Source organism: Mesobacillus subterraneus (assembly GCF_020524355.2).
Lineage (GTDB): Bacteria > Bacillota > Bacilli > Bacillales > Cytobacillaceae > Mesobacillus > Mesobacillus subterraneus_C.
On the sequence record NZ_CP129019.1, the window covers coordinates 1,478,686 to 1,502,208 of the forward strand.

At 38.9% G+C, this 23,523-nt stretch carries 29 protein-coding genes and 2 pseudogenes; 17 read left to right on the plus strand and 14 right to left on the minus strand.

The genetic code is table 11. From position 1 onward, the window contains the following. Positions 1 to 23 precede the first annotated feature (23 nt). The 8 genes and pseudogenes from LC048_RS25255 to istA (LC048_RS07540) form a co-directional block, all read right to left on the minus strand. Positions 24 to 576: pseudogene (locus LC048_RS25255) on the minus strand (ATP-binding protein); the annotation flags it as partial. Positions 577 to 736: 160 nt separating this feature from the next. Further along, a complete protein-coding gene (locus LC048_RS07520) occupies positions 737 to 1,057 on the minus strand; it encodes a hypothetical protein (RefSeq protein WP_226607958.1) in 321 nt (106 codons plus the stop codon). A 1-nt stretch (position 1,058) separates the two neighbouring features. Next, the gene (gene istB, locus LC048_RS07525; RefSeq protein WP_226607960.1) at positions 1,059 to 1,814 is read right to left on the minus strand and encodes an IS21-like element helper ATPase IstB; all 756 of its coding nucleotides are present in this window, start codon (positions 1,812 to 1,814) and stop codon (positions 1,059 to 1,061) included. Beyond that, the gene (locus tag LC048_RS24960) at positions 1,814 to 2,128 is read right to left on the minus strand and encodes a hypothetical protein (protein ID WP_371932010.1); all 315 of its coding nucleotides are present in this window, start codon (positions 2,126 to 2,128) and stop codon (positions 1,814 to 1,816) included. The genes istB and LC048_RS24960 overlap by 1 nt, the downstream gene beginning before the upstream one ends. Next, positions 2,122 to 2,427, minus strand: a complete 306-nt coding sequence (locus LC048_RS24965) for a Mu transposase domain-containing protein (protein ID WP_371932050.1) — start codon at positions 2,425 to 2,427, stop codon at positions 2,122 to 2,124. Before LC048_RS24965 ends, LC048_RS24960 begins: the two co-directional genes overlap by 7 nt. Beyond that, complete coding sequence (istA, locus tag LC048_RS24970; RefSeq protein WP_371932011.1) at positions 2,364 to 3,359, minus strand: IS21 family transposase; 996 nt, start codon at positions 3,357 to 3,359, stop codon at positions 2,364 to 2,366. Before istA (LC048_RS24970) ends, LC048_RS24965 begins: the two co-directional genes overlap by 64 nt. A 62-nt stretch (positions 3,360 to 3,421) precedes the next feature. Beyond that, positions 3,422 to 3,733 (minus strand): ATP-binding protein, encoded by a 312-nt coding sequence (locus LC048_RS07535; RefSeq protein ID WP_306049880.1) that lies wholly within the window; start codon positions 3,731 to 3,733, stop codon positions 3,422 to 3,424. Continuing rightward, complete coding sequence (istA, locus tag LC048_RS07540; protein ID WP_306049881.1) at positions 3,730 to 5,292, minus strand: IS21 family transposase; 1,563 nt, start codon at positions 5,290 to 5,292, stop codon at positions 3,730 to 3,732. Before istA (LC048_RS07540) ends, LC048_RS07535 begins: the two co-directional genes overlap by 4 nt. Before the next feature lie 312 nt (positions 5,293 to 5,604). On the opposite strand from istA (LC048_RS07540), the gene LC048_RS07545 reads away from it, so the two are divergent. Continuing rightward, complete coding sequence (locus LC048_RS07545; RefSeq protein WP_102263238.1) at positions 5,605 to 5,886, plus strand: YokU family protein; 282 nt, start codon at positions 5,605 to 5,607, stop codon at positions 5,884 to 5,886. Positions 5,887 to 6,131: 245 nt separating this feature from the next. Here LC048_RS07545 and LC048_RS07550 read toward each other — a convergent pair whose 3' ends face one another. Both LC048_RS07550 and LC048_RS07555 read right to left on the minus strand, forming a co-directional pair. Then, positions 6,132 to 7,220: a hypothetical protein gene (locus tag LC048_RS07550; protein ID WP_102263237.1), complete on the minus strand. Its 1,089-nt coding sequence runs from the start codon at positions 7,218 to 7,220 to the stop codon at positions 6,132 to 6,134. After that, positions 7,207 to 8,667, minus strand: a complete 1,461-nt coding sequence (locus tag LC048_RS07555; protein WP_102263236.1) for a DUF5677 domain-containing protein — start codon at positions 8,665 to 8,667, stop codon at positions 7,207 to 7,209. Before LC048_RS07555 ends, LC048_RS07550 begins: the two co-directional genes overlap by 14 nt. Before the next feature lie 332 nt (positions 8,668 to 8,999). Here LC048_RS07555 and LC048_RS07560 point away from each other — a divergent pair, with 332 nt between their 5' ends. The 6 genes and pseudogenes from LC048_RS07560 to LC048_RS07585 all read left to right on the plus strand — a co-directional run bounded on the left by LC048_RS07560 (position 9,000) and on the right by LC048_RS07585 (position 11,960). Further along, positions 9,000 to 9,296 carry a YfbU family protein gene (locus tag LC048_RS07560; protein WP_102263235.1) on the plus strand — a complete coding sequence of 99 codons (297 nt, stop codon included), beginning with the start codon at positions 9,000 to 9,002 and terminating at the stop codon, positions 9,294 to 9,296. A gap of 161 nt (positions 9,297 to 9,457) precedes the next feature. Next, a pseudogene (locus LC048_RS07565) lies at positions 9,458 to 9,898 on the plus strand (lysine 2,3-aminomutase); the annotation flags it as partial. Positions 9,899 to 9,909: 11 nt separating this feature from the next. Beyond that, on the plus strand, positions 9,910 to 10,191 hold the full coding sequence (locus LC048_RS07570) for a YokU family protein (protein ID WP_226607843.1): 282 nt from the start codon (positions 9,910 to 9,912) through the stop codon (positions 10,189 to 10,191). Between the two features lie 130 nt (positions 10,192 to 10,321). Beyond that, positions 10,322 to 10,513 (plus strand): hypothetical protein, encoded by a 192-nt coding sequence (locus LC048_RS07575; protein WP_226607841.1) that lies wholly within the window; start codon positions 10,322 to 10,324, stop codon positions 10,511 to 10,513. Positions 10,514 to 10,848: 335 nt separating this feature from the next. Beyond that, positions 10,849 to 11,070, plus strand: a complete 222-nt coding sequence (locus LC048_RS07580; protein WP_226607839.1) for a YozE family protein — start codon at positions 10,849 to 10,851, stop codon at positions 11,068 to 11,070. 191 nt (positions 11,071 to 11,261) lie between these two features. Beyond that, on the plus strand, positions 11,262 to 11,960 hold the full coding sequence (locus LC048_RS07585) for a hypothetical protein (protein WP_306049883.1): 699 nt from the start codon (positions 11,262 to 11,264) through the stop codon (positions 11,958 to 11,960). Here LC048_RS07585 and LC048_RS07590 read toward each other — a convergent pair. Further along, a complete protein-coding gene (locus tag LC048_RS07590; RefSeq protein ID WP_226607835.1) occupies positions 11,957 to 12,127 on the minus strand; it encodes a hypothetical protein in 171 nt (56 codons plus the stop codon). The genes LC048_RS07585 and LC048_RS07590 overlap by 4 nt on opposite strands. Before the next feature lie 135 nt (positions 12,128 to 12,262). On the opposite strand from LC048_RS07590, the gene LC048_RS07595 reads away from it, so the two are divergent. Together LC048_RS07595 and LC048_RS07600 are read left to right on the plus strand one after the other, a co-directional pair. After that, complete coding sequence (locus LC048_RS07595; protein WP_023627690.1) at positions 12,263 to 12,436, plus strand: YozD family protein; 174 nt, start codon at positions 12,263 to 12,265, stop codon at positions 12,434 to 12,436. A gap of 160 nt (positions 12,437 to 12,596) precedes the next feature. Continuing rightward, positions 12,597 to 13,367, plus strand: coding sequence for a sporulation protein (locus LC048_RS07600; RefSeq protein ID WP_226607833.1), 771 nt, complete (start codon positions 12,597 to 12,599; stop codon positions 13,365 to 13,367). Positions 13,368 to 13,412: 45 nt separating this feature from the next. Here LC048_RS07600 and LC048_RS07605 read toward each other — a convergent pair whose 3' ends face one another. Then, the gene (locus LC048_RS07605; protein ID WP_264188563.1) at positions 13,413 to 13,544 is read right to left on the minus strand and encodes a hypothetical protein; all 132 of its coding nucleotides are present in this window, start codon (positions 13,542 to 13,544) and stop codon (positions 13,413 to 13,415) included. Positions 13,545 to 13,724: 180 nt separating this feature from the next. On the opposite strand from LC048_RS07605, the gene deoD reads away from it, so the two are divergent. The 7 genes from deoD (at position 13,725) to LC048_RS07640 (ending at position 21,878) form a co-directional block, all read left to right on the plus strand. Continuing rightward, a complete protein-coding gene (gene deoD / locus LC048_RS07610; RefSeq protein ID WP_226607831.1) occupies positions 13,725 to 14,429 on the plus strand; it encodes a purine-nucleoside phosphorylase in 705 nt (234 codons plus the stop codon). Positions 14,430 to 14,786: 357 nt separating this feature from the next. Further along, positions 14,787 to 15,644: a M15 family metallopeptidase gene (locus LC048_RS07615; RefSeq protein ID WP_226607828.1), complete on the plus strand. Its 858-nt coding sequence runs from the start codon at positions 14,787 to 14,789 to the stop codon at positions 15,642 to 15,644. A gap of 233 nt (positions 15,645 to 15,877) precedes the next feature. After that, positions 15,878 to 18,274, plus strand: coding sequence for a heavy metal translocating P-type ATPase (locus LC048_RS07620; RefSeq protein ID WP_226607847.1), 2,397 nt, complete (start codon positions 15,878 to 15,880; stop codon positions 18,272 to 18,274). A gap of 28 nt (positions 18,275 to 18,302) precedes the next feature. Further along, complete coding sequence (gene copZ / locus LC048_RS07625; protein WP_226607826.1) at positions 18,303 to 18,509, plus strand: copper chaperone CopZ; 207 nt, start codon at positions 18,303 to 18,305, stop codon at positions 18,507 to 18,509. A 564-nt stretch (positions 18,510 to 19,073) separates the two neighbouring features. Continuing rightward, entirely contained in the window at positions 19,074 to 20,561 is a 1,488-nt protein-coding gene (locus LC048_RS07630) for a lmo1851 family serine protease (RefSeq protein ID WP_226607845.1), read from the plus strand. Between the two features lie 163 nt (positions 20,562 to 20,724). Next, the gene (locus LC048_RS07635; protein WP_226607823.1) at positions 20,725 to 21,639 is read left to right on the plus strand and encodes a CobW family GTP-binding protein; all 915 of its coding nucleotides are present in this window, start codon (positions 20,725 to 20,727) and stop codon (positions 21,637 to 21,639) included. Between the two features lie 65 nt (positions 21,640 to 21,704). Next, positions 21,705 to 21,878 carry a DUF2188 domain-containing protein gene (locus LC048_RS07640; RefSeq protein ID WP_226607821.1) on the plus strand — a complete coding sequence of 58 codons (174 nt, stop codon included), beginning with the start codon at positions 21,705 to 21,707 and terminating at the stop codon, positions 21,876 to 21,878. 102 nt (positions 21,879 to 21,980) lie between these two features. Here the strand turns inward: LC048_RS07640 and LC048_RS07645 are convergent, their stop codons facing one another. After that, on the minus strand, positions 21,981 to 22,154 hold the full coding sequence (locus tag LC048_RS07645; RefSeq protein ID WP_226607819.1) for a hypothetical protein: 174 nt from the start codon (positions 22,152 to 22,154) through the stop codon (positions 21,981 to 21,983). 188 nt (positions 22,155 to 22,342) lie between these two features. On the opposite strand from LC048_RS07645, the gene LC048_RS07650 reads away from it, so the two are divergent. Next, entirely contained in the window at positions 22,343 to 23,170 is an 828-nt protein-coding gene (locus LC048_RS07650) for a hypothetical protein (protein ID WP_226607816.1), read from the plus strand. A gap of 62 nt (positions 23,171 to 23,232) precedes the next feature. Here the strand turns inward: LC048_RS07650 and LC048_RS07655 are convergent, their stop codons facing one another. Further along, positions 23,233 to 23,472, minus strand: coding sequence for a hypothetical protein (locus LC048_RS07655; protein ID WP_023627701.1), 240 nt, complete (start codon positions 23,470 to 23,472; stop codon positions 23,233 to 23,235). Positions 23,473 to 23,523 lie beyond the last annotated feature (51 nt).

Below are 23,523 nucleotides of genomic sequence, written 5' to 3' on the forward strand. Positions count from 1 at the left end.
GTTAAAATGAACAATTTCGCTGATTATTTTTGAACACTTTCTCCAATAAAAATTCTTTGTCTGTTCTTCATTCTATGACTATCGTCTACGAAGCTTACTATCTCAGCCCGATGAATTAATCTGTCTAAAATAGCTGTTGCTACTCCTACATCTCCAAGCAGTTCTGTCCATTCCTTTGGAGATCTGTTAGACGTTAGAATAATCGAGGAATGGTTATATAAATCGTTGACCAGCTGAAAGAAGAGGTTGGCTTTCCTTGGATCCATTGCTGCGTACATTAAGTCGTCAATGATAACTAAATGTGAATCCTTAATCCTTTTTATCCTGGTTTGCGATTTCCGCGTTATGTCCAGCGTTTTTAAGGTGTGAACCAATTCCCCCCATGGAAATAAATGAAACCTTATAGCCCTTTTGAATGGCCTCCAACCCTAAACCGACTGCTAAGTGAGTTTTACCAACACCTGGCGGTCCCAATAGTATTACGTTGAAAAGCTGTTCAACCCATGCTAATTCCTTCAGTTGGTTGAATTCCTTTCGGCTCAATGACTCTTGCTCTTCCAAGTTAAACGTTTCTAAATGATTACGGCCATAAGAATTTACCACCCGTGCCATCTTTTTTACCACTCAATGACAGAAAATTTACCACCAAATGCCAAGCTCTTTACCATACACATTTCAATAGAATACCCCTGCCTATTTGACCAGTGGCAGGGGTATTCCATTAATTTTGAAAGCTTTATTTTAACGAGGATAACTTTTGTCTTAGTATTTTGTTTTCCTTCTCTAGCTGTATAATTCTATCCTTAATCTCTTTGTTCTCCTGAATGAGCCTACTTATCTTTGTTTCATCATTTATTCCAATCTCGTATGAGCTGCCTTTCCAAAGTATTTCGAGGAAATCATAAACATCATCAAGACCGATTCTGTAAACTCTATTTTCATGCTTCGCTTTTATTTTCCCCTCTATAGCCCATTTCTTTACTTCATGAAACTGACATTCTATTCCGCAAGATTGTAAGATTTCGGTGGCTTCCCGAACCGTTAATAACTCCCTCATCCTACACCTCTATACCCAATCCATGACGTTCCCGCATGGAAATATCCCCATCCAAAAGTAGTTGGTAAGAGTCATGAACAATGCGATCCAAAATTGCTTCTGCCATCGTTCCGTTACCCAATTTGATATGCCAACCGCTCGGATCAATTTGGGAACAATATATGGTGGAAGCAGTTTTGTGCCGGGCTTCTGTAATCTCCAACAGGATATTTGCTTCATCTTTTGAAAGATCCGAAAGTAACCACTCGTCAAGAATGAGTACATCTGTTTTTGTGTATTTTTTTATTAGCTTTCGATAGCTGCCGTCGGCAGCCAATTTAGCCAGAGACAGTTCATCCAGTAATTCTGGGAGCCGGACATACTTCACTTTATACTGCTGACGGCAAGCGGAAACACCCAATGCACACGCCATGTAGGTTTTTCCGGAGCCAGTGGGACCTTTTAAAATGATGTTATGATGATCTTGGATATAAAGGCCGCTGGCCAATTTCAAAATGAGTTCCTTCTTAAGTCTTCGATCCTCATGGTATTCAATATCCTCAATGCAGGCTTTTGAGTCTGAAAATGTGGCGTTTTTAATTAAACGATTTAGATGATTGCTTTTCCGACGCGAATATTCCAGGTCGACAAGCAAGGAAAAACGATCTTCAAAACTCATAGATTGGTATTCTCTGTTTAAGGATTGTTCTCTAAATGCTTCGGCCATACCTCCTAAATTCATTTCTTGTAGTTTGGATAACATATGCTCATTTAACATTACTCTTTTCCTCCATAATAAGAAGCCCCACGTGTGAAGCCAAAATTGGTCTCGCTTACCTCTGTATTTTTATTTATTTCTTGTTCAGCGTCTTTTTTCTTGTTGCTTTTCAATATTGTCTGGATGCTTTTGACCGTCGGTCTTCCTGTCATGGATAACACCATTTTACATGCCAGTTCTATCTCATATTTGGTGTAACGCTGCTCCATTTTCTTTAAAGAAAAGATAGATTGCAGTGCCTGTCTTTCAGACTGATAGGAGTCTAAAAGGTATTGAACGACAATAGTAGTGGAGGAGCCAATGCTGCTTACCACTCAATCGCTACTTCGGGCGTGTGCTCTACATATAACTTATGATTATCGGGCATATGCTCCGGAAGGGTTGATGGCTGACCGAATCTCCCATATAATCGTTTGTGTGAAGTTAGCCACATGTGCTTAAAATAGACTACAACCATATCATCGGTAAGCTTCACATCCACATCCTGATTAATATATTCGTATGGCACGGAGTAAAACATACTGTCTACAGATATGTGGTAATCAGGCTTTACTTTCGCCGTTCTCCATTCAGATATTTTGTAAGGCGTGGCTGGGAGAGGGAAAGCGCAAATTTCTCCTCTTCCTCAAAAGCAGAAAAACGGCATCCTTCTTTTCTGGTAAAAGGACGCTGGTTATATTCCTCAAGTTTCTTACGTAATTCCACATTTAATTCTTCGATGCTAAAACAATGCGTATTCCTCAGTGCTGCTATAATCCATGTTGAAATCGTACCAACAGAGCCTTCAACACTCGCTTTATCTTTAGGGCTGCGCACACGTGCTGGCATAATGATTGTATTGTAATGATTTACCATTTCCTTGTACGTAGGATTCAACACAAGTTCCCTAGAAGTGTGCTTCGTTACACCGGTTTTCAGATTATCCGAAACCAGTATCTGAGTTACGCCGCCAAAATATTCATACGCATGTATATGTGCGTTAATCCAGGAATGCCGATCCATTGAAAGCGTTGCTTCCGCATAGGAAAACTGACTGCACGGTAATGTAGCGACAAATACATACGCCTTCACTTTTTCCCCAGTATCTCTATCAATAATGAAAAGTGTGGACCCAGCCCAATCAACCTCCATTATTTCGCCTGGTTTTCTTCGAATACGCATTGTCGCCTTGTACTTTTGAGCATAATTACTGTAATACCGTACAAAACTCCGATAGGAGTAAGGAATCGTGTTATTCGCACGGCTACGTGCTTCGTATTCATGATGCAAAAGAGACAGAGTAACATTCGGTTTAGCTAACTCTTTGTGAATGTACTCAAAATCAAGAGGCTGTCTGCCGGAGCCTTCCATGGTCTTTTCAGGAAAAAGAAAATCCTCAATCCATCTATCGTCCATTTCCTCCTCTAGCGGGCATTCCAATCCTTTCTTTCCAGCCAATTCAATGATTTCAGTTACTTTCTGCCGAGAGTGACCAGTACTGGCGGCAATGCCCCTTAGACTAATTCCCTCGTCATATAATTCCAATATCTTACGATAATGGATCATAAAAAAACCTCCCATATAAAGTGTCATATCTGTAGATATGCTCACTAATTATACGGAAGGTTTTAGGTGGTAATTAAGTTGTCGATTAGTGGTAAATTTCTTGTCACTCTCTGGTAAAAACAATGGCAGAGGTGGTACATTTGGGTGGCTGTAATCACTAAAGGAGTAATACATGGAAAAGAGGCCAGCTTAAGCCTTTTTTCCATGTTCTTTTCATCTCGTTTTTCCCGTTCATGATCCACCAAAGTTTGAAGGAAGGAAAGGTAGCTGACTTGTTCCTTTTCGGCTTTGGCCAGTAGAGCCGGAAGCTCTTTTGAAGCCTCCGAAAGACGGAGGGATACTAGGGCATCCTGAAGCTGCTGAAGCTGTTTCATTTGATTCCCTCCATAATTGCGACATATTGGTTAAGTGGACGGTGTTTCGCTTCTGCGCTTAGTAATGGCAATGTCTCCACATCGGCAGATGTTGATTGGTATTCAGCGATAGCACTTGGACTGTTCATGTTCACTTGGCGTTGGCGTTTTAATAACTGGACTACATCTCGGAAATCATTAGCACTATATAGATTCCTCTCCATACATAACACTAGGGAATCATCTAAAACGTCGACAGCACTCACATCTATGCACTTTTTTATGATGCTTAGCTGGTCACGAACATATCTAGGATATTTTCTTTGTAGCTCCTGAATATACATCTTTGCTCTCTCAGGATCGGTGAAGTGGCTGCTTATAGAATCTTTTAATTCTGTAAGTCCCTTGGATCGATCCCGTTGATGGGAAGTATTACGGATCAACTGACCTTTATCCTGGCTGATTGAATGAACTGCTAAAATCTCTCCAGTATCTTTAACAAAAATGATTAGTTTGTTTTCCTTACTAGGCTTTAATTGCACTTCGGGGTATTTATGGAAAGTGCCTAGTGGTACTGTATAACGGTTCGAATGAAACAACACTGTGTTGTCCTTCCTTACACTTCTTGTTATACTTGATTTAATGTTTTGTTTTAAAAGGTTGACCTGTCTCATGTGTTGCTTTTCCAGGAGAAACACATCGGCGGGTCTTCTTTTTGTTCCATTATGAACTTTTCCATTGCCTGTCCTATCCAACCAGTGCTGGCATTGCTCGTTCCAGGAGTCAATATTGTGATAGATTCTGTGTTGAACGAAGTTCTTCTTGACGAAGCCTACTACGTTTTCTACTCTGCCCTTACTTTCAGGGTCTGCCTTTCGGCATAAAACTACTTTAAACTCCACCTCGTTGACAAACTGCTGAAATTCCTCGGTAAGAAGAATATCTCCTTCATTTTCTGCTACTACCAGTAGCCGATCCTGGTCGTACACAATTTCTTTGGAAACTCCGCTAAAAGCAATGAACGCTTTTTTATGTGCCTCTACTACGTCCTTAGTCGTAAATGGCCTATTTTGAAACCAAACATACTTAAACCTCGAATGCGCTAGCACAAATACGATGAACATGAGTTTGACTGGCTTACCAGCTTTGTTTCTTACAGTCACGAAACCGAAATCTGCTTGTATTTGTTCACCCATTGGTGGATCAGGAATGGCTTCATATTCCCGTTTGTTAACCTCTTTAGGGATTGAAAACTCTGCCCGAATATCTTTTACATAATTCCTTACTGTACTTTCTCCAACTTTGAAAGTAGGAAATTTTTCTTTCAGCCAATCATATACTTGGGCTGCCGTCATGTCTGGATATTCCCTCAACCAATTTAATATCAACTCTTTATGTATATCTAATTTTTTCGTTCTAGCCATAGTAGCTGCCGTCCATTCTGCCATTTCATCAGGTGTCTTCTGTAAGTACTTATACACAGTGTTTCTTGATATTTTCATTTTCCTTGCAATAGCTGAAACGCTGTACTTCTGATTGATCAGTCCTCTAATCTCTATATACATTTCAAACTTATCCACCCTTCATTTCCTCCTGCCTATATCTAAGAAGCTAATAATCTATGATATAGCCAAGACTCTCTGTAGTAAATAAGTGTTCATTTTTATTTAGCGGAAACTGTTCACTTTATTCTAGCAGTCACAGAAGACCTTAACCGTTTAAATCGTAGAAAGAAATATCAAGAGGATTCAACACATTCTTCTTTAAAAGATAAACGTGAGAAGCGCGATGAGCTGAAGGAAAAGAAATTTCTGGCACAACAAAACAAATCAGTGGATAGCCAGGAAGTTCCTTAAGGAAAGCTCAAAAGCCAGTGAATAGGGAGTGTGAATATGGATATAAACTGTGAATGGTGCGGCGGAAAAGCAATCAACGGGGAAGGAACGGTTTATTGGGAGTTGCCTGATAGTTCGAGGGCGATTGAGATTACATCAACACCTGCCGTTAATTGTAGAGAATGTGACATGGTGTACCAGACTGAAAACGTAACAAAGGAAATTGAAGATCAATTGTTTTTAGTGGATACAAGGATAATCAGCAATACGATAAGTTTTAAGGAATTAACGGAACTACCTAGATTGTTGAAGAGAAATTATTTTGATTTTTCTTCTTAGAATAACTTTATAATTATTAGGCACTCAGCGATGGGTGCCTTTGTCATGTGATAAAATCTATCTTGGTTAATATATAAATAAAAGAATAATGTGGAATAAGGAAATCTTTATTTGCTTAATGCGTAGTAGATTATTACTACCAACAATTATATCTATGCTAACGCAACCTATCGTTAAGGATCATAAGGAGAAGTATTACGGTAAATAATTAATCATAAAAAAATAGCCGAAAATATGATTAACGGCTATTTTAAACATACTAAAAATTCATTTTTATAAAACTGTTCGACTGTTAAATTTATCTGTCTAAGACTTATTTCATCCAACTCTTTGTTAATGAGTGATAAAGCATCCTCAACATATTTGTACAAACTTAAACCATTTATCTTTTTTATATATTCGTTGTAGGAAATTTCTGAAACTAAATTATAATCAAAGACTCTCTCAAAAAAGTAGCTAATACTAGTTCGGACCATTTGAATATCTAAGTTTAAATTCAAACTTTCTTTGAGACTGGTATATAGAATTGTTAGATATCTAAAAGGCACAATTCCACGTACATAAGGGACAAAATTAAGTTCCATCATAGTAAATAAAATATTCATTGATTGTGATATATACCCTATCTGTGAAACGAAAAATATTTCACCAGCTGTACTATTTTTGTTACCTATATATTCTGCCTTCACAAAATCATCAAATCTCTCTTTTAAACTGCCATTGCGATACCCATTATCATTCCAACCAAATAATACCCATGTCTTTACTACATCTTTTAAATTCTGTTCAATATCATTGAAAGTTTTAATCTTTTTAAAGTAATCTTCAGTATCCGATATATTATTAAAAAGTGATACAAAAAATTGCTTTGAAGCTTTCGTAATTATATCAATTGGTATTATTGTTCGAATAGGTAAAATAAAAAAGTCATTAGGGCAATTATCAATTAGCCTTAAAGATTCATTTATATTAGCCTGGGCAACGGATGCAAGTTTTTCTCTCATACTTTTAGGTATTTCTCGGTTCAAAAGATTTAAATAACTAATTAAGGGGTCGTCTATCAAACAAATACTTCCAGTTATTTTCATTGAATAATGCTGCATATATTCTAGGTCAATCTTTGTAACTGCTGTAAGGAAAACTGTATCTATTTGAGGAAATTCATAATTATAGATATTTAACAATACAGGCTCATTTTGTTTCCAAAAGAGATTTACTTCTTCAATAAATTCAACAAAATATTCGTCTTCCCATTCATTTAGTCCCCTTTTTAATAAAGTTTTATATTCATTTTGAATATGTATAAGTTCTTCTTGAAATTTAGTTTTTGTCATTTATTTTCACCTCTAGATGAGATGGGTAACCGTATAGTTTCTTTAATATATTTAGTGTTTCTTGCATTAGTAGTCGACAATCATGCCATACACTTTTAAGTTGCTGCTGATTTTCTATATCTGGAACGCAATGAAACTGATGACTAGCTGTATTACATTTTAATAAACTACTCTCTCTAATAGCTCCCCATAAGCCATGTTCATAAATAGAATCGTAATCATATAAATGTTTATATAGATTTGATTCACCAACCATTTCAGCTTTAGTTTTTATATTATGACGATCAAAATAATTCAAATCCATATCAACAAAATCTCTCATTTTGTATTCTTCCACAAGTAAACTTAGATATTTATATTCAACGTGACTATTTGGAAATATATCTCCAGTATCCTCATATCTCTCAGTAATAAGCTTGAATTGACCTAAACCATAATATTGATATTCTTCCCATATATTCGGCTTCTCTGACTCCCTTAAGATCAAATATTTCATCATTATATAATTCTCAATTAGGGATCTAATAATACTTCGACCAGTGATTGTATTATAAAGATCATGCTCAACTAATTCTAAAAAGCGTTTATAGGAAAATGTTGTTAACCCTAATAAGACCAACATTTTTTGATCTAGGGGAGAAACTGTATGAAAAAGGTCGGTGAAGTATTTAAGCTCTTTATTACAATTTTCTAAAGCTGTTTTTTTATCTAAAGCGTCTTCTATTTCAAATTGAACAGTAAATAATTCACAATCCGTCAATTCACTCATCCTCTCCCAAAATAGTTCTAGATATGTAATATTAGGATTTTCCTCAAAGTTTGAAGACATCATTTCTAAGTTTCTTACCATCGGTCTAATCATTGCCATTAAATGATTATCGTGAGTTAAATTTGGATATTGATTGATTAATTTACTTTGATCCTGGGACATAACTATTTTATTTTTTAATTGAATAAAATAGAAAACTAGATATCTAATGTCCGTTGTCTGTTCTGAATGTTGACTTGAAAACGTTTGTAATATATATTCTAATTTACTTATTTTTTCCTCTATACTTTCATCCTTAATTGAAAAGTATTTTGAAAAAGGGCGGCTAATTGAATAAGTAATAATTATGGTCAGAGGACTTAAAACGCTTTTATCTATTTTACTTAATAAGAATTTATAGAAATCTTGTTGTTTTTCTTCACTTAATTGAAGAATATATGAAACTTTAGGTTGTATAATTGTATCAGGTGAAATTTTATTTAATTCTTGTAAGATATCTTGAGTTAAAATTATTGCTTTTTCTCGAGGATGAGAATGAAAAATTAAAGCTAACCACATATACTCAGGTAATCTTCCTAAATACCATTGTTCCTCTTTACCTAATTGTGTTAATAGCTCATTAAATGGAGTAACAAATTTACCACTTTTAAATTTATGCCCTTTATATTCTTTAACCATAGACACCCCTCCTTAAAATAATCTTAAATATAATATAGCAAATATATTTGTTTAATTTTATGATTAATTAGAAAAAAGTATATTTGTGGTAATAGAATAAACATCTAAGAGACGATTACTTTTAAGTGATCCTCTTTTCATATTAGACTAAATGCATGCTTTTCAGCTGCAAGCAAACAATTAACTAATGCGGAACCAAATCCGTATAGAGTTAATGATTTTAAACGACCTGGCTGAAAGTAATGCCGATACAGTAGGACTAGCTTATAAAGATAGCGATGACTGATTATTCAGCGAAAGCGGAAGGCGTATTTTATATTTATAGATATTGAATTTTTTCTTATCAAAATTTAGATGGTGAAGAAAAACAAAAAATTGAAGTGGAAAAATTGAAATTCAAAGGATTCGATGGCAATAACGAAACGAGCTACATGACCTATGCAAGATTCTTTATGCATGATATGAATCGATACAAAGAACTTTGGGATAACGAGAAATATCCTGACTATAATACACACTGGCCAGTGTTGGGCATGTATAGAAAGATGCTTTCGGTCTGGGAAAGTTTTGATAAAAAATACAGCAACGATTTAACAGTTGAGGAGATATTGAAGATTACAAACGTGTAATAATTGGTGATAATGGAATGAATTTTTTTCTGCAGTACAATGATACTATGCAATAGTGCATGAAAGACAAAATTATCATTATGTATCAATAGAAACAGCAGTCAAGGTTTTCTTTTTGATTTGCTGTTTTTTGTATTTGAAAAGTACTTACAATAAAAAACGCTGTCCCGACGTTCGTCGTTGATGCGCCAGGTGGAGGGGGGAAAATCTCCTTGCAGCCTAATTACCTGATCTCCCAGAGTCCGGAAAAAGTTGTGCTGCGAAATTTTGAAGGAGTAATCACCTCTTACCCAGAGCCTGAAAATTACGTTCCAGGCAAAGCGGAGGGTTACTTCAAACAAGTGTACCCAGATTATGAAAAGAAAAAATCGAACACTGGAATCGCAGCAATTATGAACGACAGTGAATTCAACTTGATTCCTGAAGGAGTTGGCAGGATCGACCGCAGGGAAAAGTATGAGGAAGATCCTGCACATGCTTCATTGAAGGATAAGCGTGAAAAACGTGATGAACTGAAGGAAAAGAAATTTATGGCGCAGCAGCAAAAAACGACAACTGAAGCAGTTGATGGGCAAGGCGCAGTCCCATCCACAAAGGAATAGGAGGTTGAAAGATGGGGAATTGCGAGTGGTGCAGCAGTGTAAATACCAAACCTGTAACTGACAAGGTTTATTGGGAACTCCCGGATGGAACAAATGCAATTCAAATCAATGATACACCTGCCATCCATTGTCTGGACTGCCAAATGACATATCAGACCGAATTGATTACAAAGGAAATCGAAGACCAATTATTTTTAATCGATACGAAAAAGCTTGGGAAAGTAGTCACCTTTGAGGAACTGATGGCGCAGCCAAGATTGTTAAAGCGAAATTACTTTGATTATTCATCTTAAAAGCTGATGTGACAAATATAACCTAAATTAGAATCGTGTTCACAAAAGTTTTATACTTCCTTTTTATCCAGTTACTCCCTCCTCTTTATAATAGAGTGGGGAGTATTTAATTTGGAAATGGGGAGAGAAAATGTCCATCGCTTTATCTATTATGCTGGTAGCGGCTATGGTTGTCTTATTCTTTTGCGGATATTATGTCAGGGTGATCATTGAGAAATTTGGGATGAACTGGCTCCATGCCGTGCCAATCACCGTGGCGATTTTGATGTTTAACATAATATGGGCTTTGCTTGAGATGGCGAAATCAGCCAGATGGCAATAAGGTAAGCGCAATGTCTTAAGCATTCGCGATAAGCGGTCGAGGGTCTGCCAGTGAAGTTTTTCTTTGACTTCATTGGCCCTATGCGTCTCGAATTGCTCAATATCCAAGCTTCTCGCAAGATACTTGAGGAAGCATATTCTTGGATGAAAATGGGCTAGGGAATGGAGCTAGACACTAATCTAAGTGTAAAGAATTCACACTTTCTTATAGTTGGAAAATAGGGCACCTTACCTAAATTGGAAGGTGCTCTTTTTTTTGCATTTAAGTAGACGTGTACTCATCAAATCCGTTATAGTATGGTCAAACTAATTTTAACTATAGGCAGGCGTTCATATATGTATAAAAGCTTTTATCACTTTCTCATGAAATACCGGACCACCAAACCGAACGATGGAATCAGCAGGTTTGCCAATTCCGCATATGATGACCTCTCGTTTCCTAAAAATTCGGAGGATTATGATGAAATTAGCTCATACCTGGAATTGAACGGACATTATCCTGAAAGTATGGCTGTGTTTGATGAAGCCTGGGAGGAATATTTGATAGCAGAAAGTTAATAAGCTCTCGCGGCGAAATAACCGCGAGAGTCTTTTTTTTGATTTTTACATGACATGTTGATGTTTTCTAACTCACTCTCAACAATAGCTAAAAGCTTCTTCCAATCTCCATCTAGGCGTAGCGATTTTCAGAAAAGTGCATATACTGTTGTAATTACAATTCACGACTCATCGTTGAGAGGATGGAGGAAATGGAAAAACGGAAAAAACCTAAGTTTAACATCGGTGATACAGTCGTGATCACTATTTATGGGACTGTGGGGAAAGTGACAGATGTAAAATGGCTTGATGACCTTCATGTATACGAGATAAATAAGAGCGAGGGCTTGTATTTGGAAACCAGTTTGCAGATGCTCTCTGAATACGATGGGAAGCTGCTTGAAAAGGAGCAAATCGACATCGAATACAAATATTTCTTCGGAGACTTAGTGCAGGTAAAGGGATATGGTTCAGATCTTTTTAAAGTTGTCGGATTTCGTACAGAAATCTGGAGATATAAGGAAGATGCCTGGGAGGATGTCATTTATGAACTGTCCAGGATTAAAGATGGAGAATGGCTTGAAGCAGGGGAAGAAGAACTTACACTTGTTGCTGACTCGGACAGTGCAGATACGTTTATTCAGAAGCTTGGACTTTTGTTTTCAGCCAATAAAGAAGTAAAGCCATCCGTCAACCTAGAGAAAAAGTCAAATCAGCCTAGAGCAGGCGAAAAAGAAGAGTTGCGGAAAATCCATCAGAAGAGGCTGACGATTGATAACCTTCTCGATTTATATAATGATTATCGCATTCTATATAAATGGTTCAATGATGAAGAGTACGCGCATGTCATGAGAGTCATTTTACGCAAACTTTCGATGCTGGCTAATAATGATGGAAAAAGCCATGTTTAAAAGAAATCTGCAAATTCAAGCAGCACATAAATGAGAAAAGGAATCCCTACCAATTGGAAAACTTTAAAAAGGTTATTCACTATGTTGCCATACAACTCCACAACCACACTATCTTCATTGTTCACATCTTCAACAAACATTGCGGCAAGAATACCCAGTCTCTGCATACTAGATCACTCCTCATTTGATTTATTCAATTCTATGCTTGTCCAAAAGAAATAGAACAATTATCAGAAAATTGGTTTGGCTTGGCATTAAACATCGGTGCTGCACATACATTTGGAATAAAGGGGGGCGAATCTGTGAAAGAGATTGAGGTTGTTATTGATACAGAAGAGATTGCTGAATTTTTCTTTCATGAACTTGTAAAAAGGGGATACGTTCCCACAGAGGAAGAACTTGAAGAGATGGCAGATATCACATTTGAATATCTGATCGAAAAATGTATTATCGATGAGGAAGAAGATATAGACTAGGTAAGATGCACATGTGTAATGGCAGGTTCTTATGAATCTGCCTTTTTATATTTTTATATCAAGGTACTTTAAAAAAACATCCTGTTCAATGAAACTCTCCCAACTTATAATCGTATACATTTATATGAAAGAAAATATGTAAAATCAGGAGGCAAAGGGTATGTCATTTTTTAATAAGGTTTTTGCCAGTGTCGGCATTGGTGGTGCTAAGGTTGACACGAAGCTTGAAAAAGACCAGGTGATGCCAGGAGAAGAAGTACGCGGGATTGTTGAGGTTCGTGGAGGGAATACAGAGCAGAATATCGATGACATCTATTTGAGTTTACATACCACTTATATTAAGGAAGCGGATGATAAAAAATATACTGCCACTGCCCAAATTGATCGTTTCAAACTAACACAGTCATTCATAATCAAAGAGAATGAAATTAAAGAAATTCCTTTTACTTTCAGGCTTCCATTAGAAATGCCACTATCGATGGGCAGAACGAAAGTTTGGGTGTCAACGGGGCTTGATATCAAAAATGCAGTAGATCCAAGCGATAAGGATTATTTAACAGTGGTGCCCACTCAGTTGATGAATGGAGTATTTAATGGGATTAGCGATCTTGGCTTCAGGCTGAGGGAAGCTGAGTGCGAACAAGCGCCAAGACATCTTCGGAGAAATATGCCATTCGTCCAGGAGTTTGAATTCGTGCCAGCATCAGGCCCATTTAGAGGAAGACTTGATGAACTAGAGGTAATTTTCTATCCAAACAGCGAGAACGAAATTGATGTTTTGATGCAAGTTGACCGCAGTGCGAGGGGAATTGGAGGTTTCTTGTCAGAAGCGATGGGAACAGATGAAACATACGTAAGAATGAACATCCATGCCTCAGACCTACCTTCATTAAAGCAAAAACTTCAAAACACTATTGAAAGTTACTGCTGAAGATAATAAGACGATGAAGCGATCTCACTGCTTCATCGTCTTTTCTTATCCTTGCTTTTTTCTCCCACCAGCTGAAAACTCTTTGCCGTGTGCTTCTTGCTCAGCTACGATTGCTTCAGGGGGAATATGGTTATTCTTCTTAGGTGAATTGGTCCGGTTGCGATGCTTCTTACCCATGATTCAAATCTCCTCCTCATTTTTTTGATAATTGGTAATGGGGAATTTTTTATTTCAGCTTCGGTAAAGCTATTTCTAGCTTGCCCGTTAACAAAATTGTCATGAGACTGAAGATTTTCCTGCTTAACTATATTGTGGTATAGTTTTGAGGTAGCAACCTATAGGATGGAGGATTATTGAATGAGTGTACATATTGGTGCTAAAGAAAATGAAATTGCAGAAACGGTATTGCTTCCCGGGGATCCATTAAGAGCAAAATACATTGCAGAAACATTCCTTGAAGATGCACAGCTATATAATGAAGTCAGAAATATGTTTGGCTATACAGGGACATATAAAGGTAAGCGGATTTCTGTACAAGGTACAGGCATGGGAGTTCCGTCCATTTCGATTTATATCAATGAATTGATGAATAGCTATAATGTCCAAAACTTGATTCGTGTTGGAACTTGCGGAGCAATCCAAAAGGACGTTAAAGTACGGGATGTTATTCTTGCTATGAGCTCCTCGACTGACTCACAAATGAACCGCCTAACTTTCGGCGGAGTGGACTTTGCACCAACAGCAAACTTTGATTTATTGTACAAAGCCTACAACACAGGACTTGAAAAGGGTTTGAACCTTAAAGTCGGAAATGTATTCACTGCAGACCAGTTCTACAATGATAACGCCGAGTTGGAAAAGTGGGCACAGTACCAGATTCTTGCTGTTGAAATGGAAACCACAGCACTTTACACCCTTGCTGCTAAATATGATCGCAAAGCCCTGTCAATCCTTACAGTCAGCGATCATATCCTGACTGGAGAAGAAACAACTTCAGAAGAACGCCAAACTACATTCAACGAAATGATTGAAGTAGCTCTTGAAGCTGTAGTAAAAGAATAAAAATGAAGAGAACCCTTTCCCTTAAGGAGAGGGTTTTCCTATGGGGATATTTCTTAGGAATAACTTTCATGGACATTTCGGAGGACAGTAGAAGCCAAAATGTCTAAGAACCTGTGTTTGATGGACATTTCGAAGGACAGTAGAACCCAAAATGTCTAAGAACCTGAAACAGCATAACATTTTCAAACAAGTTTAGATTAGAATCCATACACTTTCACCGCATGCAGGGAGTTTGCCCATCTCCTGAAGCAGATATAATGAAGAAAGGTGATAATGGTAAAAAAGGCCATTCGAAAGTTTATCGAAAAGTGATAGAATGGTGTTATTGCTTTAAAATGTTGAAGATTGGTGGACATAATGAAAAAGACATTACTACTATTGATTGTATTTCCGATTCTTTTGACAGGTTGTGCCCCGATCGAGCCTTACCTGGAAAAAATACCATATTTAGGAGAAAAACTATTCGGACAGGATGGACAAGCTGATCAGCCTTCTGAGGAAGTCGAAGAAACGGAGTCTGATTCGAATAATAATGAACAGGCTGAGAAAGACGCAACTTCTGAAGATGAACTGACACTAGAAGCTGCCTATTTCAATGTCATCCAGGATTCAGACGGGAAGAATGTCATCCAGAACCCCCAAAACACGATGTCACTAGTTAACAAAATATTTGGGTTGCCCGAAAACTATATTCCGGCAGACTTAGTTCGTCCGAATGTTCCATTCTCTTTTGGAGATGCGAAGCTTGAAAAGAGCCTGATGAGGAAAGAGGCTGCTGATGCATTGGAAAAGATGTTTAACGGAGCGAAGTCTGAAGGATTTGAACTAGCTGCTGTTTCAGGGTACCGATCATATGGACGCCAGGAAACCCTCTTCAATGCTGAAGTAAATAAAGTTGGTGAAGAAAAAGCACTTCAGGCAGTTGCGAGGCCGGGAAGCAGTGAACATCAAACTGGATTGACAATGGATATCTCAAGCAAGACAAATAATTTTAATCTTAATGAACAGTTCGGCTCTACTAAAGAAGGTGTCTGGCTTGCACACAATGCCCATAAATATGGGTTTATACTCAGATACCCAAGGGGTAAAGAAGGTATAACAGGCTATATGTATGAGCCATGGCATTTCAGGTATGTGGGAATCAAGGCAGCAACTGAGATTTATGAAAATGATTGGACCCTAGAAGAGTACTTTGAAAATGTGAAGAAAATATAAGAGAAGCCTGGCTGTCTATTGCCAGGCTTTTTTTGTGAATATGTAAATAATCAAACGATTTTATCTCATTATGATCAGTAAGTATTAACTGTGACATTTTTACCTGATGTATTCACATTTAAGGGTAAAATAAAAAATAAACACAAGCTTTACAGTTGCTAAATATACTATACAGGGGTATAGTAAATATTGTAGAGGGAATGATAATTTTCGATTGAAACGGGGTGTAAATGATGAAAGAGCAAATGACAGTCGACATTACGGGTATGACTTGTGCCTCCTGTTCCACAAGGATTGAGAAGGTTCTTAATAAAATGGAAGGCGTCGAGGCAACTGTAAACCTGGCGATGGAAAATGCCTCAGTCACATATGAACCTGAGAGAATTAAACCTGACGATATTTTCAATAAAATCAATAATCTGGGGTACGGTGTCAGAAACGAAAAGATGGATTTGGATGTTTTCGGTATGACATGTGCAGCTTGTTCAACAAGGATTGAAAAAGTCCTTAACAAGATGGACGGAATGGTTTCAGCAACTGTTAACCTGGCCACCGAGTCTGCTTCAGTAGAGTTTAATAGTGCTGTTCTGTCAACTGGTAAAATCATCAAGAAGATCCAGGGTCTGGGTTATGATGCAAAGGAAAAAGTACTGCGGGAAGCGAAGGCACAGCAAAAAGAAGAGGAGATCAATGCTAAGAAACGAAAATTGTTCATTTCAATCCTTTTATCACTGCCACTTCTTTATACAATGATAGGCCACGCTCCATGGGATACGGGACTGCCGATGCCTCACTTCTTAATGAATCCGTGGTTCCAGCTTTTATTGGCAACACCAGTTCAATTCTGGATTGGCGGACAATTTTATGCGGGAGCTTATAAGTCGCTCAAGAACAAGAGTGCAAATATGGATGTTCTTGTGGCTCTTGGTACATCGGCTGCATATTTCTACAGTCTTGCAGAAGCAATGAAAACAATTGGCAATCCGGGTTATATGCCGCATTTATACTTTGAAACAAGTGCTGTCCTGATTACCTTGATACTTGTTGGTAAATTGTTTGAGGCTCTTGCAAAAGGACGCACAACTGAGGCAATCTCCAAGCTTCTTAGCCTACAGGCAAAAGAAGCAACTGTCATCAGGGATGGTGAGGAAATTAAAATTCCGATTGAAGAAGTAAAAGTAAATGATACCATCATCGTTAAACCTGGAGAGAAGATTCCGGTCGATGGAAAGGTCTTATCCGGCCAATCGGCAGTGGATGAAGCGATGATCACCGGCGAATCAATCCCGGTTGAAAAAGCAGCTGGCGATTCTTTGATCGGTGCTACAATCAATAAGAATGGCACCATGACGATGAGTGCTACTAAGGTTGGTAAAGATACGGCACTTGCAGGAATTATTAAAGTGGTGGAGGACGCTCAGGGAAGCAAGGCGCCAATCCAGCGTGTGGCTGACCAGATTTCCGGAATTTTCGTTCCAATTGTTGTCGCAATCGCAATCGTTACATTCCTTGTCTGGTTCTTTGTCATCACACCTGGCAACTTTGCCTCAGCCCTTGAAACAGCCATTGCCGTGCTTGTTATTGCCTGCCCTTGTGCACTCGGTCTCGCAACACCAACCTCCATCATGGTTGGTACGGGAAAAGGAGCAGAAAATGGGATTCTTTTTAAAGGTGGAGAGCACTTAGAAGCCACACACAAAATTAATGCCATTGTTCTTGATAAAACGGGAACAATTACTAAAGGAAAGCCAAGTGTAACCGACCTGGAAGTTTTTGGTGATGAAGAAAAGACCCTGAAATATTTGGTATCTGCTGAAAAAGCATCTGAGCATCCTCTTGCTGAAGCCATTGTGGAATACGGGAGCGCAAAAAATATCGAGGTATTACCAATGGATGAGTTCGCTGCAATACCTGGACACGGCATCGCGGCAACCATCAACGGTGAAAAAGTGTATGTAGGAACCAGAAAACTGATGGGCAAAGAGGGTATCGAATTCGCTCAATATGAAGATCTGCTTGAGAAACTGGAGACTGAAGGCAAGACTGCGATGATGATTTCAATCAATAGTAAGGTGAATGGAATCGTCGCAGTTGCTGATACTGTGAAGGAAACAGCGAAAACTGCGATTGAAGAACTCAAAGACATGGGTATTGAAGTGTATATGCTTACAGGCGACAATACTCGCACTGCAAAGGCAATTGCAGCACAGGTTGGTGTAGACAATGTAATAGCAGAAGTTCTTCCAGAGGAAAAAGCGAACCATGTTAAAGAACTTCAGCTTAAAGGCAAAAAAGTTGCGATGGTCGGGGACGGCATCAATGATGCGCCTGCACTCGCGCTTGCTGATATAGGTATCGCCATCGGTACTGGGACTGATGTTGCCATTGAGGCTGCAGACGTCACCATACTAGGCGGGGAATTGACCCTGATACCTAAAGCAATATCATTAAGTAAAAAAACAATGAAAAATATCCGTCAAAACTTGTTCTGGGCTCTCGCATACAACTCAGCGGGTATCCCGATTGCGGCGTTGGGCCTCCTGGCTCCATGGGTGGCAGGTGCAGCGATGGCATTCAGTTCAGTTTCTGTAGTGACTAACTCCCTTCGTTTGAAGCGGATTAAGTTATAAATTTTAAAAAAAGAGAGGAAGATTTCAAATGGAAAAAACAACTTTAAATGTATCTGGTATGACTTGCGGTCACTGTGAAAAGGCAGTTAAAAACGCATTGATGGGAGTCGATGGAGTAGCTAGCGTCGTCGTTTCACTTTCAGATGGTAAAGCTGAAGTAGAATATGATTCTTCTAAAGCTGAAGTAAGCAAAATGAAAGCAGCTGTAGAAGATCAAGGCTATGATGTAGAATAGGCATGCAAAGCAGCGGTTTTCAGACCGCTGCTTTTTTACTTTACTTTATGAGAAAGTTTAAGCTTTTCAACATAAATTAGTGGCTCGCACAGCGCCTAGCCCTTAGAGTCTCTTGTCCAGTTTCGGATCCAAACTCCCAGAGACCTTAGTGAAATGGATCTTCCTAGATACTCCGAAACTTCAGCTACGCCGGCAGACGCAAAAAGCGCATCTTTGTTTAGTCTCCAGTTTCTGCGTTTCTGGACGGTTGGCTTTATTTTTCATTTTCAGCCCTGCTCATGAAGTCAAAGAACGACTTCACTGCCAGGCTCTCCGATGCACGCGATGTGCTAGCCCCACCAGTTGCAGGACGTGGCGTTATATGCAGGCAGCGCTTGTCGGGGATGAGCAAGGCGCTTACTTTTATCTTATAACTTAGACATTTAGCCAGAGCTAAGGCCTTTAAGCTATAGCTACTTGGAGGTTACCTATTTTTCTGTTAATTTTACAGTAAAAATGTTATCCTAATCATTAAGGATTTTAAGCTTGATTGGAAAGTGGTGAAAAGGGTTGGATCAGCAAAATATGAATGAAGAAAACAAAGAAGAATTTAAGGGTCAAGAAAAGGCCGCAGAAGCAGAGGCCAAGAATAGTTTTCTTCGAATAAAGAAGTTCCACTTTGCAATGCTGTTGTTTTTTCTAGTCTTTTTAACAGCGGGTATTACCACCTTTGCGCTTGCTTTTGGTGAAGACAAGCCAGCAGTGCAGGTAATTAGAGAAAGAGAAGAATTTGCAAAGCTATACGATGCTTATGATACTTTGAAAAATGACTATTTTCAGGAAGTTGATCAGGAAAAGCTAATAAATGGTGCAATAGATGGAATGCTTGAATCTTTGGACGATCCATATTCGGATTATATGAGCCAGGAAGACGCAAAGAATTTCCATCAAAGTCTGTCATCCTCTTTTGAAGGAATTGGCGCTGAAATACAGGAGAGAGACGGTTTCATTTTCATTGTCACTCCTTTGAAGGGGTCTCCAGCAGAAAAAGCAGGCCTGCAACCCGAGGATAAAATCATGTCAGTGGACGGGAAGAGTCTTCAAGGCATGAGTTCGACTGAAGCTGTGTCTCTCATTAGAGGTGAGAAAGGAACAGACGTAAAGCTTTCGATCCTTAGACAGGGTGGAGAAAAACCAGTTGATGTCACAATTACCCGAGACACGATACCGTTAGAAACCGTATATGGTGAAATGCTGGATGACGGAATTGCCAAAGTCCAGATTACTAACTTCTCGCAAAACACGGCAAATGAACTAGTAAATATTTTGAATGATCTCCAGAAACAAGGAATGAAAGGTCTGGTATTGGATCTTCGTCAAAATCCAGGTGGACTATTGGATCAGGCAATCAAAATATCCAGTCTCTTTGTGCCTGAGGGAGAAATACTCTTCCAGGTTGAAGACCGTGAAGGCAATGTAGAGAAATATGCATCAGAGAACGAAAATAATAATAACCTACCTTTAGTAGTCATCATTGACAAGGGAAGTGCAAGTGCTTCGGAAATTCTTGCAGGTGCAGTCAGTGAATCAGCTGGAGTTACTCTAGTTGGCGAAAAGTCATTCGGGAAAGGCACAGTCCAGAGAGCAGAGGATTTTTCAGACGGTTCGAATATGAAATTCACGACTGAAAAATGGTTGACTCCTAAAGGCAATTGGATCCATAAGAAAGGTATTAAGCCGGATCATGAAGTTTCAATGCCTGAATATGCCTCGCTACCTTTCATCGACCCGGAAACTGAATTGAAGGTATCAACAGCTTCAGAACAGGTCAGCGCTGCACAAAAAATGCTGAAAGCTCTAGGCTTTGAACCAGGCCGTGAAGATGGTTTCTATGATGAAAAGACAAAGGAAGCTGTCATGGCATTCCAAAAATCAAACGAGCTTGAAGAGACCGGTGTTCTTAAAGGAAGCTCAACAATCGAATTAATGAATGCTCTGCGCGAACAGATCAAGAACGACGATCCACAAATTCAGAAAGCAATAGAAGTGTTAAAGCAGGAAATGAATAAATAAGAAAAGCGCAAGCGCCTTGGTCAGCCCCGATAAGCGCTGGAGGGGCTAGGCGCTGGACACTAATCTAAGTACAAAAATTTTATACTTTCTTATTCATTAAAAAAGAATCTCCAGCTTTTGCTGGAGATTTTCCATCTTACATAGAAAAAAAGGTGATGAGAACATGGGAAAAACAGAGGTATATATTTTGTCCGGTTTCTTGGGCACAGGCAAAACGACATTGCTTAAGCAAATCTTACAGCATGAAAAAAATAGCGGACGGAACATTGCAGTTATGATGAACGAGCTAGGCAGTGTTTCAATCGATTCAGATTCCGTTGATACAGATGTTCCTTTAAAGGAGCTGCTGGGAGGGTGTATTTGCTGTACGATCCAGGACAAGCTCGAATCCCAGCTTCAAGGATTGTTATTTGATCACAATCCAGATGCCATTTACATCGAGACGACTGGTGCAGCTCATCCTGTAGAAGTTTTGGATGCTGTCCTTTCTCCGTTGTTTGCAGACAAGCTTGCAATAAAAGGAATCATTACGACCGTAGATGGCAAGCAATGGCTCAATAGGCCGACTTTAAACCCCCAAGTCCATCAGCTTTTGCTGGAGCAAGTGAAGCATGCTGACCTTATCATCGTCAATAAATCAGATTTGCTTAATGAATCAGAGCAGGCAAAAATCAGCATGGATATTCAAGGGTTAAATCCTCAAGCCAAATGTATCTTGAGCACATATTCGAAAGTGCCCATCAAACTGCTGGAGGGATTGGCGTATACCGAAAAAGCAAAAAGTGCGGGTGCCCATGTCCAGGCAGATCTTAGACTAAGCACGTTCGTGCATCAATTCAAGAGTACTGTCAGCCAGAAAGATTTTGAAAATTTTTTAAGGTCGCTGCCGGATTCCATATACCGGATCAAAGGGTATGTGTTATTTGACCATTCTCAATATCCGGACCTATTCCAATATTCGTATGGGATGCCATTATATATGAAGGAATATATGAAAATGCCGCTCAATCTCGTTTTCATTGGCCAGGTTACTGACTGGAGCCAGCTTGGACAGCAGCTGAAAGAATTGGAAAAGTAAGTCTGTTCTAAGGGCGCGGAACGTGGGGGAAAAATGATCTATCTTTGATGGCAAGGATAAAGAAAATGTCTTGGTCAAAGAACGAGTATCCTGCCTCTATGAAGAACCTTGAACCTGAAGGCAGTGAGAAAGCTATTGAAATAGCAAACACGCTTGTGCAGGAAGAACATTATGAAGATGGTAAGGCAATCCCTATCGCGATCGATAAAGCGAGGGAATATATAGAAAATCATGAATAGGATAACATTGCCCAGCTCTGCTGGGTTTTTTGCTGAATAAGAAAGTATAAATTACCTTCGAGAATTGTCTAGCTCGAGCGCCTATCCCCTCGAGTCGCTTGTCTAGCTAAGGCTCCTAACTCCTCGAGACGCTAGTCTAGTGTCGCCTCCTAGAAACTCCGAAACTTCAACTCCGCCGGCAGAAGCAAAAAGCGCTTCTTTGTCGGAGTCTCCAGTTTCTGCGTTTCTGAACAGTCGGCTATACATTTCCATTTCGGTCCGTTCAGGTGAAGTCAAAGAACGACTTCACCGGTCGGCCCTCAGCGCTTGTCGGGGCTGACCAAGGCGCTTGCACTTTTCTTATTTGGTTAAAACTGATCGAGTTTGAATAGTAAAAAGCAAAAAAGCAAAAACTTACATGAAGCATTAATATTTATATTCATATTGGAATCAATGAAAGAAGCCAAAAAAAGAGATGATTTTATATGCAAACAATTAAATTAATTATCATGATCCTTTTTCTTCTTGCCTGCGCTGGAAATAGCGTAGAAGCTAAAAGGACTTCAAAAAACTCCCTGATCAAAATGACACAGTGGGAACAGGTTAATGAAATTCTGCCCAGGTACAGCAAGTTCACAGTGGTCGATCTGGAAACAGGAATGGAATTCCGGGTACAGAGGAGGGCTGGAAGCAACCATGCAGATGTCCAGCCGTTAACTTCAAAAGATACCGAGATCATGAAGAAGATTTATAATGGGAAGTGGAGCTGGAAGCGCAGAGCCATTATCGTCATCTCGGAGGATGGGAAAATCGCAGCCTCAATGCATGGCATGCCGCATGGCGGAGGAGCCTTGAAAAATAACTTCCCTGGTCATTTTTGCATACATTTTTATGGGAGCACGACACACAGGACGAACTTCATGGATCTATCCCATAAACTTATGATTCTAAAATCTGCAGGAAAGCTTGAAAAATACCTGGAACAAACGGATCCCTATGATTTGGTCAATGCGTATATCGCAGGGTTAAAACAGCAGGATCGTAACATAGTATTCTTGATTTCCCTTCAAAACCTTGAGTGGGAAAAGCTATTGCCCAAAATTGAGAATATCAGGATTTCCCGGATGGAAGTTCTGCCAGCAGAAGATGTGGGAGACCAATTGAGCCTTATGGTTCCAGTTGAGCTTAATTTGCAGCTTAAAGGTATTGGAGGAAAGACCTTTATTGGTGAAGTCAACTTGGTGAGATTCATGCCGAATGAGCAATGGAAAGTGGATTCAACGAAATTCTTTGAGGAAAATGGGATTAAGTAAAGTGAAAAAAGCTTGAGGAATCTCAAGCTTTTTTATGTTCTGATTACCGATTTTATTGAACCTTAACTTTCACCAAACTTGGCAAAGGTTTTTTCATCCTCAACCAATCCGCATGCTGCACACTGGATTTTCAGTTCAGGACCTTTGTATGGAAGATGAAAGGGCTCAAGCTGGTCGTTTGAATACTGCTCCACTATTTCACCAGATTGAGGATTTAATTTTACAGGCTGTGGCACTTGGGAGATCATATTGAATCTTGTCCTGTTAGTCTTACAGTTAGGGCATCGATATGGTTTGCTCATAGTTATTCTCCTTTAAGTTAATTTAACTTATTTTTTGCATTGTCTGCTTAA

Bases quoted from the DNA above. Each gene is read 5' to 3' on its own strand.
- LC048_RS07520 (WP_226607958.1), bottom strand. From the start codon at position 1,057: ATGAGGGAGTTATTAACGGTTCGGGAAGCCACCGAAATCTTACAATCT.
- istB (WP_226607960.1), bottom strand. From the start codon at position 1,814: ATGTTAAATGAGCATATGTTATCCAAACTACAAGAAATGAATTTAGGA.
- istA (WP_371932011.1), bottom strand. From the start codon at position 3,359: ATGATCCATTATCGTAAGATATTGGAATTATATGACGAGGGAATTAGT.
- LC048_RS07535 (WP_306049880.1), bottom strand. From the start codon at position 3,733: ATGAAACAGCTTCAGCAGCTTCAGGATGCCCTAGTATCCCTCCGTCTT.
- LC048_RS07545 (WP_102263238.1), top strand. From the start codon at position 5,605: ATGGATATAAACTGTGAATGGTGCGGCGGAAAAGCAATCAACGGGGAA.
- LC048_RS07550 (WP_102263237.1), bottom strand. From the start codon at position 7,220: ATGACAAAAACTAAATTTCAAGAAGAACTTATACATATTCAAAATGAA.
- LC048_RS07555 (WP_102263236.1), bottom strand. From the start codon at position 8,667: ATGGTTAAAGAATATAAAGGGCATAAATTTAAAAGTGGTAAATTTGTT.
- LC048_RS07570 (WP_226607843.1), top strand. From the start codon at position 9,910: ATGGGGAATTGCGAGTGGTGCAGCAGTGTAAATACCAAACCTGTAACT.
- LC048_RS07575 (WP_226607841.1), top strand. From the start codon at position 10,322: ATGTCCATCGCTTTATCTATTATGCTGGTAGCGGCTATGGTTGTCTTA.
- LC048_RS07580 (WP_226607839.1), top strand. From the start codon at position 10,849: ATGTATAAAAGCTTTTATCACTTTCTCATGAAATACCGGACCACCAAA.
- LC048_RS07585 (WP_306049883.1), top strand. From the start codon at position 11,262: ATGGAAAAACGGAAAAAACCTAAGTTTAACATCGGTGATACAGTCGTG.
- LC048_RS07590 (WP_226607835.1), bottom strand. From the start codon at position 12,127: ATGCAGAGACTGGGTATTCTTGCCGCAATGTTTGTTGAAGATGTGAAC.
- LC048_RS07600 (WP_226607833.1), top strand. From the start codon at position 12,597: ATGTCATTTTTTAATAAGGTTTTTGCCAGTGTCGGCATTGGTGGTGCT.
- LC048_RS07605 (WP_264188563.1), bottom strand. From the start codon at position 13,544: ATGGGTAAGAAGCATCGCAACCGGACCAATTCACCTAAGAAGAATAAC.
- deoD (WP_226607831.1), top strand. From the start codon at position 13,725: ATGAGTGTACATATTGGTGCTAAAGAAAATGAAATTGCAGAAACGGTA.
- LC048_RS07615 (WP_226607828.1), top strand. From the start codon at position 14,787: ATGAAAAAGACATTACTACTATTGATTGTATTTCCGATTCTTTTGACA.
- LC048_RS07620 (WP_226607847.1), top strand. From the start codon at position 15,878: ATGAAAGAGCAAATGACAGTCGACATTACGGGTATGACTTGTGCCTCC.
- copZ (WP_226607826.1), top strand. From the start codon at position 18,303: ATGGAAAAAACAACTTTAAATGTATCTGGTATGACTTGCGGTCACTGT.
- LC048_RS07630 (WP_226607845.1), top strand. From the start codon at position 19,074: ATGAATGAAGAAAACAAAGAAGAATTTAAGGGTCAAGAAAAGGCCGCA.
- LC048_RS07635 (WP_226607823.1), top strand. From the start codon at position 20,725: ATGGGAAAAACAGAGGTATATATTTTGTCCGGTTTCTTGGGCACAGGC.
- LC048_RS07640 (WP_226607821.1), top strand. From the start codon at position 21,705: ATGTCTTGGTCAAAGAACGAGTATCCTGCCTCTATGAAGAACCTTGAA.
- LC048_RS07650 (WP_226607816.1), top strand. From the start codon at position 22,343: ATGCAAACAATTAAATTAATTATCATGATCCTTTTTCTTCTTGCCTGC.
- LC048_RS07655 (WP_023627701.1), bottom strand. From the start codon at position 23,472: ATGAGCAAACCATATCGATGCCCTAACTGTAAGACTAACAGGACAAGA.